Genomic DNA, 11,304 nt, shown 5'->3' on the forward strand with positions numbered 1-11,304 from the left:
GCCGATTCGTTCGAGGCAGACTGCACCCTGAGACTGATGAGCACCGACATGAGGCGATGAAGACGATGACAACTGAAGCACCCGGAACCGAGGCCCCACCCGGGAGGGCCAAGATCAAAGTCAACAAACCAGTGCTGATCGGGTCCGCAGCGGGAATCCTCGCGATCACGCTCTGGGCGATGATCGCGCCGGGCAGCGCCGAGACCGTCATCTTCGGCGCCGTCGCCTGGGTGGGCACCACGTTCGGCTGGTACTACACCCTGCTGGTGGTGGTCGTCCTGGCGTTCGTGATCTTCGTGGCCGCCGGCAAGGTGGGCAAGACCCGCCTGGGCCCAGACCACTCGCGACCGCACTTCAACCTGTTCACGTGGACCGCCATGCTGTTCGCCGCCGGCATCGGCGTGGACCTCATGTTCTTCTCCGTCGCGGAGCCGATCACGCAGTACATCCAGCCGCCGACCGGCGACGGCGAGACCGTCGAGGCGGCCCGCCAGGCGATGGTCTGGACGCTCTTCCACTACGGCATCCTCGGCTGGGGCCTCTACGCGCTCATGGGCCTGGCCCTGGCGTACTTCGCCTACCGCCACAACCTGCCGTTGAGTATCCGCTCGGCCCTCTACCCGATCATCGGCAAGCGCATCCACGGTGCGGCCGGCGACGCCGTCGACATCGCCGCAATGCTCGGGACCATCTTCGGCATCGCCACGAGCCTCGGCATCGGCGTCGCCCAGCTCAACTACGGGCTGCACTTCATGTTCGGCCTGCCGCAGAACCTCACGATGCAGATCGCTCTCATCGCGGTCGCCGTGATCATGGCGACGGCCTCGGTGGTCTCCGGCGTCGACAAGGGCATCCGCCGCCTCGCCGAGCTCAACGTGCTGCTGGCGATCGCCCTGATGGTCTTCGTGTTCATCGCCGGCAAGACCGCCTACCTGGCGGACGGCATCGTCGCCAACGTCGGCGACCTGATCTCCCGCTTCCCGGGCATGGCACTGGACACCTTCGCGTACGACCGCCCCGACGACTGGCTGAACGCCTGGACCCTGTTCTTCTGGGCCTGGTGGATCGCCTGGGCGCCGTTCGTGGGTCTCTTCCTCGCCCGCATCTCGCGCGGGCGCACCATCCGCCAGTTCGTGACCGGCGTCCTGGTGGTCCCGTTCGCGTTCATCGCCCTGTGGATCTCGATCTTCGGCAACAGTGCCCTGGACGTGGTCCGGAGCGGGAACGGGGCGTTCGCCGACATCGCGATCAACCAGCCGGAGCAGGCGTTCTACGGGCTGCTGGAGCAGTATCCGGGCGTGATCATCAGCGCCGCGATCGCGACGTTCACGGGCATGCTGTTCTACGTCACGAGTGCCGACTCCGGCGCCCTGGTGATGAGCAACTTCACGTCGCGGCTGACCGATCCGGAAGCCGACGGTCCGCCGTGGCTGCGCATCTTCTGGGCCGTCGTCACGGGCCTGCTGACGCTGGCGATGCTGATCGTCGGCGGCGTCTCGACGCTGCAGGCGGCCACCGTGATCATGGGGCTGCCCTTCTCGATCGTGCTGGTCTTCATCATGATCGGCCTCTACAAGGCGCTGCGCGTCGAATCGGCGCTGGCGGCGTCGTACCGGCAGGGCCTGCCCTCGGTCCTGTCCTCCCGCGCCAACGCGGCCGGCGACCAGCGGCGCGGCTGGCGGCAGCGGCTCACGCGCGCGCTGAGCTACCCGAGCAGCCGGACGACCCAGCGGTTCATGACCGAGGTCGTCTGCCCGGCGCTCGAGGAGGTCAGGGAGGAGCTCGAACGCCAGGGAGTCAAGGCGACGCTGAACACCCAGCGCCTCGACGCCTTCGGCATCGACACCGTTGACCTGTTCATCGATTTCGACGGCGAACGCGACTTCAAGTTCCAGGTGTACCCGGTCCAGCACGAGATCCCGTCCTACGCGCGGGCCACGAGCGCCACCGACCGCTACTACCGGCTCGAGGTGTTCTCGCTCGAGGGCAGCTACGGCTACGATCTGTACGGTCTGAGCCAGGAGCAGGTCATCGCCGATGTCCTGGACCACTACGAGATCCACCTCGAGTTCCTGCACCAGTCCACGTCCACCGGGGCGCTGCCGACCAGCACCGTCACCGAACCGCACAACGTCACCACCGGGTGGGGCGGCGACTACGACACAGCCGCAGAGCCGGCTGACAACCAGGCCGGCGGCGACGCCGAGCCCGTCAAGGAAGGTTAGGGATATGGCGGATACCGCAACCCTGTACATCGACGGCCAGTGGGTCCCGGCCGCGTCGGGCGCCACCCGCACGATCGTCTGCCCCGCCGACGGCACGGAGGCCGCCGTCGTCTCCGAGGCCTCCCGGGAGGACACAGAGCGCGCGATCGCGGCTGCCCGCGCGGCGTTCGACTCCGGCGTGTGGTCCTCCGTCCCCGCTCCGGAGCGCGGCGCGTTCCTGTTGAAGGTCGCGGCCCGGCTGCGCGAGCGCAAGGACGAGTTCGCGAAGGCCGAGTCCGCCGACACCGGCAAGCGCTTCGTCGAGTCCCAGATCGACATGGACGACATCGCGGCGTGCTTCGAGTTCTTCGGCCGGCTGGCGGGCCAGCAGGCCGGACGCATCGTCGACGCCGGCGACAACAGCGTGCTCAGCCGGATCGTCTACGAGCCCGTGGGCGTGTGCGGCATGATCACGCCGTGGAACTACCCGCTGCTGCAGGCCGCCTGGAAGCTGGCCCCGGCCATCGCCGCCGGCTGCTCGTTCGTGCTCAAGCCGTCCGAGCTGACCCCGTCGACGTCGATCCTGATGATGGACGTCTTCGCCGAGCTCGGTCTCCCGGACGGCGTCGCGAACCTCGTCTCCGGCACGGGCCCCGACGCCGGGGCGCCGCTGTCGGAGCACCCGGACGTCGATCTCGTCTCCTTCACGGGCGGCCTCGCCACCGGCAAGATCATCGCCGCGGCCGCCGCGGGCACGGTGAAGAAGGTCGCGCTCGAGCTGGGCGGCAAGAACCCGAACGTGATCTTCGCCGACGCCGACTTCGACGCCGCGGTGGACAACGCGCTCAACGCCGCGTTCGTGCACTCCGGCCAGGTCTGCTCCGCCGGCGCCCGGCTGGTGGTCCACGAGGACATCGCCGAGAAGTTCGTGGACGAGCTGGTCCGCCGCGCGGAGCAGATCCGCATCGGCGGTCCGTACGACGACGCCGCGGAGACCGGTCCGCTGATCTCCGCAGCGCACCGGGACAAGGTGCACGCCTACGTCCAGGCCGGCATCGCCGAGGGCGCCCGCGTGCGCACCGGCGGGCGCTTCGCCACCGACGAGGACGGCGAGGGCCTCGGCTCCGGCATCTACTACCTGCCGACCGTCATCGACAACGTGCTGCGCGGGATGTCCGTCGTCGTGGAGGAGGCGTTCGGGCCGACCGTGACTGTCGAGACGTTCGCCGACGAGGACGAGGCCGTCGCCATCGCCAACGACACCGTCTACGGCCTGGCCGGCGCGGTGTGGAGCCAGGACGCGGGCCTCGCCCAGCGCGTGGCCGGGCGCCTGCGCCACGGCACCATCTGGATCAACGACTTCCACCCCTACCTGCCGCAGGCGGAGTGGGGCGGTTTCGGCCAGTCCGGCGTGGGCCGCGAGCTGGGCCCGATGGGCCTGTCCGAGTACCAGGAGGCCAAGCACGTCTACCAGAACACGGCACCGGCGGTCACGGGCTGGTTCGCCGACCACTCCGCCAAGTAGGGAGCGACCATGAGCGAGAACAACCAGACCGAATTCGACTACATCGTCGTCGGCGGCGGCTCCGCGGGCGCGGCCGTCGCAGCCCGCCTCAGCGAGGACCCGGCCGTGCAGGTCGCCCTCGTCGAGGCCGGCCCGGACGACCGCGACATCCCCGAGGTTCTCCAGCTGGACCGCTGGATGGAGCTGCTCGAGTCCGGCTACGACTGGGACTACCCGATCGAGCCGCAGGAGAACGGCAACTCCTTCATGCGCCACGCCCGCGCCCGCGTCATGGGCGGCTGCTCGAGCCACAACTCGTGCATCGCGTTCTGGGCCCCGCGCGAGGACCTCGACGAGTGGGAGTCGAAGTTCGGCGCCACCGGCTGGAACGCCGAGAACCTGTACCCGCTGTACAAGCGCCTCGAGACCAACGAGGACGCCGGCGACGACGCCCCGCACCACGGCGATTCCGGGCCGGTGCACCTGATGAACGTGCCCGCGAAGGACCTGTCGGGCGTGGCCCTGCTGGACGCCGCCGAGGCGGCCGGCATTCCACGCGCCAAGTTCAACAACGACGAGACCGTGGTCAACGGCGCCAACTTCTTCCAGATCAACCGGCAGGCCGACGGCACCCGCTCCTCGAGCTCCGTCTCCTACATCCACCCGATCATGGACCGTCCGAACTTCCACCTGCTGACGGGCCTGCGCGGCAAGGAGCTGCGCTTCGACGGCGAGACCTGCACCGGCGTCTCCGTCGTCGACAACGCGTTCGCGCGCACCCACGAGCTGACCGCCCGCCGCGAGGTCGTCCTCTCCGCCGGCGCGATCGACTCGCCGAAGCTGCTGATGCTCTCGGGCATCGGCCCGGCGGAGCACCTGGCCGAGCACGGCATCGAGGTCCGCGTGGACTCGCCGGGCGTCGGCGAGCACCTGCAGGACCACCCCGAGGGCGTCATCCAGTGGGAGGCGAAGAAGCCCATGGCCGAGGAGTCCACCCAGTGGTGGGAGATCGGCGTCTTCACCCCCACGCAGGAGGGTCTGGACCGCCCGGATTTGATGATGCACTACGGGACCGTTCCGTTCGACATGCACACCCTGCGCCAGGGCTACCCGACCACGGAGAACGGCTTCTGCCTGACCCCGAACGTCACCCACGCGAAGTCGCGCGGAACGGTCCGCCTGCGCTCGCGCGACTTCCGCGACAAGCCGATGGTCGATCCGCGCTACTTCACCGATCCCGAGGGCCACGACATGCGCGTCATGGTCGCCGGCATCCGCAAGGCGCGCGAGATCGTCTCCCAGCCGGCCATGGCCGAGTGGGCGGGCGAGGAGCTCTACCCGGGCCGGGACGCGCAGACCGACGAGCAGATCCAGGACTACATCAAGAAGACCCACAACACCGTGTACCACCCGGCCGGCACCGTCCGGATGGGCGCGGCCGACGACGCCATGTCGCCGCTCGACCCCGAGCTGCGCGTCAAGGGCGTCAAGGGGCTGCGCGTGGCCGACGCCTCGGTCATGCCGGAGCTCGTCACGGTGAACCCGAACATCACCACCATGATGATCGGCGAGCGCTGCGCGGACCTGATCCGCGGGTAGGGGTTCATCCCCAGAACGACGACGCCGGGCGCCGACTCACCTCGAAACGGGGGGAGTCGGCGCCCGTCGCCATTCGACTGTGAAGCAGACGCCTCTGGAATTCCGTACCCGATTCCGCGTACCGTGGAAGTGCACGGTCTAAAGAAAGTACTGACCACTGCGACACTGGCGTCGCCGATGACCTCGCGACCCAGCGCAGCGTATGCCTTGATGCCCGACTGCCGCTTGTGATCAGAGCGCGGGCACCGATCAGATCTTTCTTCTCCCATTGTTCAAGGAGCACCCCCGTGTCCGTTTCCACTGCGTCAACGACGACGCCCATCACCCGCGACGAGATCTTCGCCTCCCACGAGGGCGGGAAACTCACCGTCGAGAGCACGATGCCCCTCGACACCAAACGCGCCCTCTCGATCGCCTATACCCCCGGGGTCGCCCAGGTCTCCCGCGAGATCTCCGAGGACCCGTCCAAGCACGCCACCCACACGTGGGCCTCGCGGCTCGTCGCCGTGGTCTCCGACGGCACCGCCGTGCTGGGCCTCGGCAACATCGGCGCCGCCGCCTCGCTGCCCGTCATGGAGGGCAAGTCCGCGCTCTTCCGCGAGTTCGGCGGACTCAATTCGATCCCGCTGGTCCTCGACACCACCGATGTGGACGAGATCGTCGAGACCCTCGTCCGCCTGCGCCCGAGCTTCGGCGCCGTGAACCTCGAGGACATCGCCGCCCCGCGCTGTTTCGAGCTGGAAGAGAAGGTCATCGAGGCGCTCGACTGCCCGGTCATGCACGACGACCAGCACGGCACCGCCGTCGTCGTCCTCGCCGCACTGACCAACGCCGCCAAGCTGACCGGCCGGAAGTTCGAGGACATGCGGGTCGTCGTCGCCGGTGCCGGTTCGGCCGGCATCGCGATCGCCGAGATCCTCATCGCCCGCGGCATCGGCGACGTCATCATCACCGACTCCAAGGGCGTGATCCACCGCGACCGCGACGACCTGAACCACATCAAGGCCCGCTACGCGGCCAAGACCAACCGCGATCACGTCGTCGGCGGGATCGCCGACGCGCTCGAGGGGGCCGACGCGTTCGTCGGCGTCTCCTCGTCGAAGGTCGCCGAGGAGGATCTGGCCCGGATGAACGACGACGCCATCATCTTCGCGCTGTCGAACCCCGACCCGGAGGTCATGCCGGACGTCGCGGCCCGCCACGCGGCCGTCGTCGCCACCGGGCGTTCGGACTTCCCGAACCAGATCAACAACGTCCTCGCGTTCCCGGGGATCTTCCGCGGCGCCCTCGACGCGGGCGCCCGGCGCATCACCTCGGAGATGAAGATCGCCGCGGCGGAAGCCATTGCGGAGCTCGCGGACGACAAGCTCAGCCCGGACTACATCGTGCCCTCCCCGCTGGACCCGCGGGTCGGCCCGGCCGTGGCCGAGGCCGTGGCGGCGGCCTCCCAGCAGTAGCGTCGGAGCGCACGACTGCGACGTCAATTTCACCTAGTGGTCGGCGTGCGCACTAGACGAAACTGACGTCATGACAGCACGGCGGCGGGCGGGGACCGGAGAGCGGTCGCCGCCCGCCGCCGTCGTGCCCGATGATGAATATGTGCGCAAATGGAGCGCGCGTCCCGTTCCCCGATAGGCTGTGAGCATGTCCCTCCGCAACCGCCGCGCCGCCGCCCTGCCGGCCAAACTGTCCCGCTCCTGGCTCCTCGTCAACGCCGCGAAGGCCGAGCTCTTCGCGCCGGCGCTGGCCTCCGAGGCCGATTCGGTGATTTTCGACATGGAGGCGGCGGTGCCCGACGACGGCAAGGACGCCGCCCGCGACAACGTGGTCGAGGCGCTCAACTCCGGCATGACCGCCTGGGTGCGGGTCAACGGCATCGACACTGACTTCTGGGCCGACGATCTCGCCGCCCTGTCGAAGACCAAGGGCCTGCGCGGCGTCATGCTGGCCATGGCCGAGCAGCCGGAACAGGTCGCGCACACGGCCATGCGCCTGCAGGCCGGAACGCCCGTGCTGGCGCTGATCGAGACGGCGCTCGGGCTGGAGAACGCGACCGCCGTCGCCTCCGCCCCGGGCACCTTCCGGCTCGCGTTCGGGACCAACGACTTCCGCAAGGACACCGGCATCTCCGACGACCCGATGGCCCTGGCCTATGCGCGCAGCCGCCTGGTCATCGCCTCCCGCGTCGGCAAGCTCCCCGGCCCGATCGACGGGCCGTCCCTCGCCGCGGCGCCGACCGAGCAGGTCGTCGCGGACGCGTCGGTGACGGCGTCGATGGGCATGACCGGCAAGCTCTCCCTGTCGCCGGACCAGGTCGAGGACGTCAACCACGCCCTGGCCCCGAGCGTGGACGAGCTCTCCTGGGCGAAGGAGCTGCTCGAGGCGCACGCCGCCGGCGGAGCCATCGGCGACGGGTCCTACCTGCCGCGCCTGGCCCGCGCCCAGAAGATCGCGGACCTGGCCGAGTCCTACGGCCTCTGGAACGCGTAGCCCGCCCGTGCACGACCTGAACTTCACCGCGGTCGACGTCGAGACCGCCAACAGCAGCTACGCGTCGATCTGCCAGGTAGCGGCCGTGCAGGTGCGCGCGGGGCGGATCATCGGCCAGCACACCTGGTACGTCCGCCCGGAGGCGGGCGTCGGCGAATTCACGCCGCGCAACACCCAGATCCACGGGATCACCGGCGACATGGTGGTCGGGGCGCCCGGGTGGCGGGAGTCCATGGGCCGGCTGGCGGAGCTGGCGGGGGAGCACCCGTACGTCGCGTTCAACACGGCCTTCGACAAGAGCGCCATCAGCCAGGCCTGCGGGCTCTCCGGGGTGGCGGCCCCGGCCAACGACTTCCACTGCGCCCTCGTGCTGGCACGCAGGCTCCTGCAGCTGCCGCGGCACCGGCTGCCCGACGTCGCCCAGCACCTGGGGATCGGCGCGTTCCAGCACCACGACGCCGGCGAGGACGCCCGAGTCGCCGCCGAGATCGTGCTGGAGCTGGCCCGCCGCGAGCGCGCCTCGCACGTCTCCCACCTCTGGCCCGCCCGCCCGGCTCCGTCCGCCGGCGCCTCCGCGGCCTCGAAGTACTACGGCCGCGCCTACACGGCCTCCAGCAAGGAGCTCCCCGCCCCCAGCCCGACGGCGGATCCGTCCCACCCGTTCCACGGCCGGCACGTGGTGCTCACCGGGGACCTGGAGTCGATGGGCCGCTGGGAGGCGATGGAGGCCATCGCCGCGAACGGCGGGACAAACGGCAAGGGCGTCACGAAGAAGACCGGCGTCCTGGTGGTCGGCGACGGCCGCCGCAGTGTGACGGCCGCGGAGCTCGCCGCCGGCAGCAGCAAGGAGCGCAAGGCCCACGCCTACATGGCGGCCGGGCAGGAGATCCTGCTGATCACCGAGCCGGACTTCCTGCGCCTCACCCGCTGACCCCCGCGGGGCGGCACGTCGTCGTGTTGTCCGCGGCGCCGGGCGCAACGATACTGGGCGTGGGAAGGGGGCTCGCATGGGGCTCTACGGAGAACACATCCTGCCGCGGCTGATGGCGCGGTCCATGGAGGCGGAGGAGATCGCGCCACTGCGCCGCCGCCTCTGCGCGGGCCTGTCCGGCCGCGTGCTCGAGCTCGGCTTCGGTTCCGGCGCCAACATCCGCCACTACCCGGAGGCGGTGGACAGCGTCTGGGCCGTCGAGCCCTCCGACACCGCGTGGCGGCTCGCCGCGGACAAGATCGCGGCCTCGCGGGTCCGGATCCAGCGCGGCGGCCTCGACGGCCAACGCCTGGACGCGCCGGCCGCCGCGTTCGACCACGCCCTCTCCAGCCTGACCCTGTGCACCATCCCCGACGCCGCGGCCGCGCTGGCCGAGGTGCGCCGCGTGCTCGCTCCCGGCGGCACGCTGCACTTCCTCGAGCACGGGCTGGCACCGGACGAGGGCGTCCGTGTCTGGCAGCGGCGGCTCGACCCGATCCAGCGCAGCCTCGCCGGCGGCTGCCGCCTCAGCCGCGACATCCGCGAGCTGATCGAAGCGGCGGGGTTCGGCATCGTCGAGGCGGAGAGCTTCTACCAGCCCCCGCTGCCGAGGCCGTACGGCTACGTCACCGTCGGGGTGGCCGCCGCATGACGCGTCCCGCCGGGCCCGGGCTGCTGGCGGCCCTCCTCGGAGCAGTCGCCGCCGGCCCGCTGCTCCTCTACGGGCTGAGCGCGACGAGCGACCTGATCATCCGCGACCTCGGCATCAACGCCGCCCAGTTCGGCCTCCTCGCCACGGCCTGCTTCGCGTGCGCGACCGTCGGCAACGCGAGCCTCGGACGCCTGGCCGACGCCCACTCGGACCGGACGCTCATGATCGTGGTCTTCGCGCTCGCCGCGGTGGCCCTCGGGGTGGCCGCGCTCGCCGGCGGGTTCGCCGTCCTGCTCGTCGCCGCCGGCCTGTCGGGGCTGGCGCAATCCTTCCCCAACGGGGTCACCAACCGCATCCTGCTCCAGCGCGTGCCCGCGGGGCAGCGCATCGGCTGGGCCGGCATCAAGCAGTCGGGCGTCCAGGCCAGCCAGCTCGTCGCCTCGCTCGCGTTCCCGGTGCTGGCGGTGTGGGTCGGCTGGCGCGGGGCCTCGGTGTTCGGCATGGTCCTGGTGCTGGCGCTGATGGTCCTCGCACTCCGGGCCCTCGCCGCGGTCGACCCGCTCGAGCAAGAGGTCGAGCACGAGGTCGGGGCGGCGCGGGCCGCAGCGCCGCCGGGGCGCCGTCCCGTCACGCGTGCAAGGCAACCCGGCGTCGTGTGGGCGCTGGCCGCGTTCGGTTTCCTCAACGGGCTCGGCGTACAGGCGACGAACGTCTACATCCCGCTGTTCGCGGTGCGCGAGCTCGATTTCAGCCTCGTCGCCGGCGGTGCGACGGCGGCCGTCGCCGGTGCGGTCGGCGTGACCGCGCGCATCGGCTGGGGCCGGGTCATGGCCCGGGGCGTCTCTGCCCCGGCGCTGCTGCTCGTGCTCGCTTTGCTGGCGCTGGCCGGGGCGGGAGCGTTCTTCGCGGCGGACGCAGCCGGTTCGCCGGCCCTGCTCTGGACCGCCGTCGCGCTGCACGGGGCGTCGGCGCTCGGCGTCTCGGTGGTGCTCATGGCGGCGCTGCTGCGCAGCATCTCGGCGGCGTCGATGGCCTCGGCCAGCGGTATCGTCTCGGCCGGCATGTTCGGCGGGTTCACGCTCGGCCCGCTGATGATGGGGGCGCTGATCAGCACGGCGGGCGGCTTCGAGGCCGGTTGGGCCGCCGTCGCCGGGGCGTACATCGCGTGCGCCGGGCTGGCCGCGTTCCTGGCAGCCCGGCGCCGCTGATGCGCGCTTGCCCTTCTAGGCGGTGCCGGCCACGACCTCGACGATCGGCGTCGAGCCGTCCCGGTAGTTGATAGTCCGCCCGATGCTGCCGTCGTTGTCGAGCGACTCGACGATGCTCAGCGCCACGTTGCCGCGGGACGTGTCCGTGTTCTCCCCGGGCTCGTCGAGCACCTCGATCCGACCTGTCGCCTCGTCGAGGGTCAGCTTGCCCGGCCCCAGGATCGTCCAGTCCAGGGCGGAGCCGCGCAGGTGGGCGTCGGCGGCGATCTTCGCGGCCATGTACGGGTAGAACGGGTCGTCCTGCTGGACCAGGTACTTCTCGTCCGCGGTCGCGAAGGACACCATCACGTAGCGTTTGACGCCGGCCTGCTCGGCGGCCCGCATCGAGCGGACCGCGGCGTCGCGGTCCACGGCGTACGTGCGGTCGGCTCCGCCGGCGCCGCCGGCACCCGCGCTCCACACGACGGCGTCGTGCCCGCCGAACGCGTCCGCGAGCTCCTCCTGGGTGGCCGATTCGACGTCCAGGACGACGGCGGTCGCCCCCGTGGCGTTCACGTCGCCGGTGTGCTCGGCGTTGCGGTAGAAGGACGTGACCTGGTGGCCGCGGTTGACGAGCTCCGGCGTCGCCAGCAGGGCGACCTTGCCGTGTCCGCCGATGAGTGCGATCTTCATGTGCT

9 protein-coding genes are annotated in these 11,304 nt (G+C 70.7%); 8 read left to right on the plus strand and 1 reads right to left on the minus strand.

Features of this window, described 5'->3' with window-relative positions:
* Positions 1-65 precede the first annotated feature (65 nt).
* The 8 genes from betT (at position 66) to IE069_RS06855 (ending at position 10,627) form a co-directional block, all read left to right on the plus strand.
* On the plus strand, positions 66-2,225 hold the full coding sequence (betT, locus tag IE069_RS06820) for a choline BCCT transporter BetT (RefSeq protein WP_189349376.1): 2,160 nt from the start codon (positions 66-68) through the stop codon (positions 2,223-2,225).
* A 4-nt stretch (positions 2,226-2,229) separates the two neighbouring features.
* Entirely contained in the window at positions 2,230-3,729 is a 1,500-nt protein-coding gene (locus tag IE069_RS06825; protein ID WP_189349377.1) for an aldehyde dehydrogenase family protein, read from the plus strand.
* Positions 3,730-3,738: 9 nt separating this feature from the next.
* A complete protein-coding gene (locus tag IE069_RS06830) occupies positions 3,739-5,307 on the plus strand; it encodes a GMC family oxidoreductase (protein WP_189349378.1) in 1,569 nt (522 codons plus the stop codon).
* A 287-nt stretch (positions 5,308-5,594) separates the two neighbouring features.
* Positions 5,595-6,764 (plus strand): NAD(P)-dependent malic enzyme, encoded by a 1,170-nt coding sequence (locus IE069_RS06835; RefSeq protein ID WP_229790997.1) that lies wholly within the window; start codon positions 5,595-5,597, stop codon positions 6,762-6,764.
* Between the two features lie 187 nt (positions 6,765-6,951).
* On the plus strand, positions 6,952-7,797 hold the full coding sequence (locus IE069_RS06840) for an HpcH/HpaI aldolase/citrate lyase family protein (RefSeq protein ID WP_189349379.1): 846 nt from the start codon (positions 6,952-6,954) through the stop codon (positions 7,795-7,797).
* Positions 7,798-7,804: 7 nt separating this feature from the next.
* Positions 7,805-8,728, plus strand: coding sequence for an exonuclease domain-containing protein (locus tag IE069_RS06845; RefSeq protein WP_189349380.1), 924 nt, complete (start codon positions 7,805-7,807; stop codon positions 8,726-8,728).
* Between the two features lie 76 nt (positions 8,729-8,804).
* Positions 8,805-9,419 carry a class I SAM-dependent methyltransferase gene (locus IE069_RS06850; protein WP_189349381.1) on the plus strand — a complete coding sequence of 205 codons (615 nt, stop codon included), beginning with the start codon at positions 8,805-8,807 and terminating at the stop codon, positions 9,417-9,419.
* Positions 9,416-10,627, plus strand: coding sequence for an MFS transporter (locus IE069_RS06855; RefSeq protein WP_189349382.1), 1,212 nt, complete (start codon positions 9,416-9,418; stop codon positions 10,625-10,627). The genes IE069_RS06850 and IE069_RS06855 overlap by 4 nt, the downstream gene beginning before the upstream one ends.
* A 15-nt stretch (positions 10,628-10,642) precedes the next feature.
* On the opposite strand, the gene IE069_RS06860 is transcribed toward IE069_RS06855, so the two are convergent.
* Positions 10,643-11,299: an SDR family oxidoreductase gene (locus IE069_RS06860; protein ID WP_189349383.1), complete on the minus strand. Its 657-nt coding sequence runs from the start codon at positions 11,297-11,299 to the stop codon at positions 10,643-10,645.
* Positions 11,300-11,304 lie beyond the last annotated feature (5 nt).

This window comes from Zhihengliuella salsuginis (assembly GCF_014651715.1).
Taxonomy (GTDB): Bacteria; Actinomycetota; Actinomycetes; order Actinomycetales; family Micrococcaceae; genus Zhihengliuella; species Zhihengliuella salsuginis.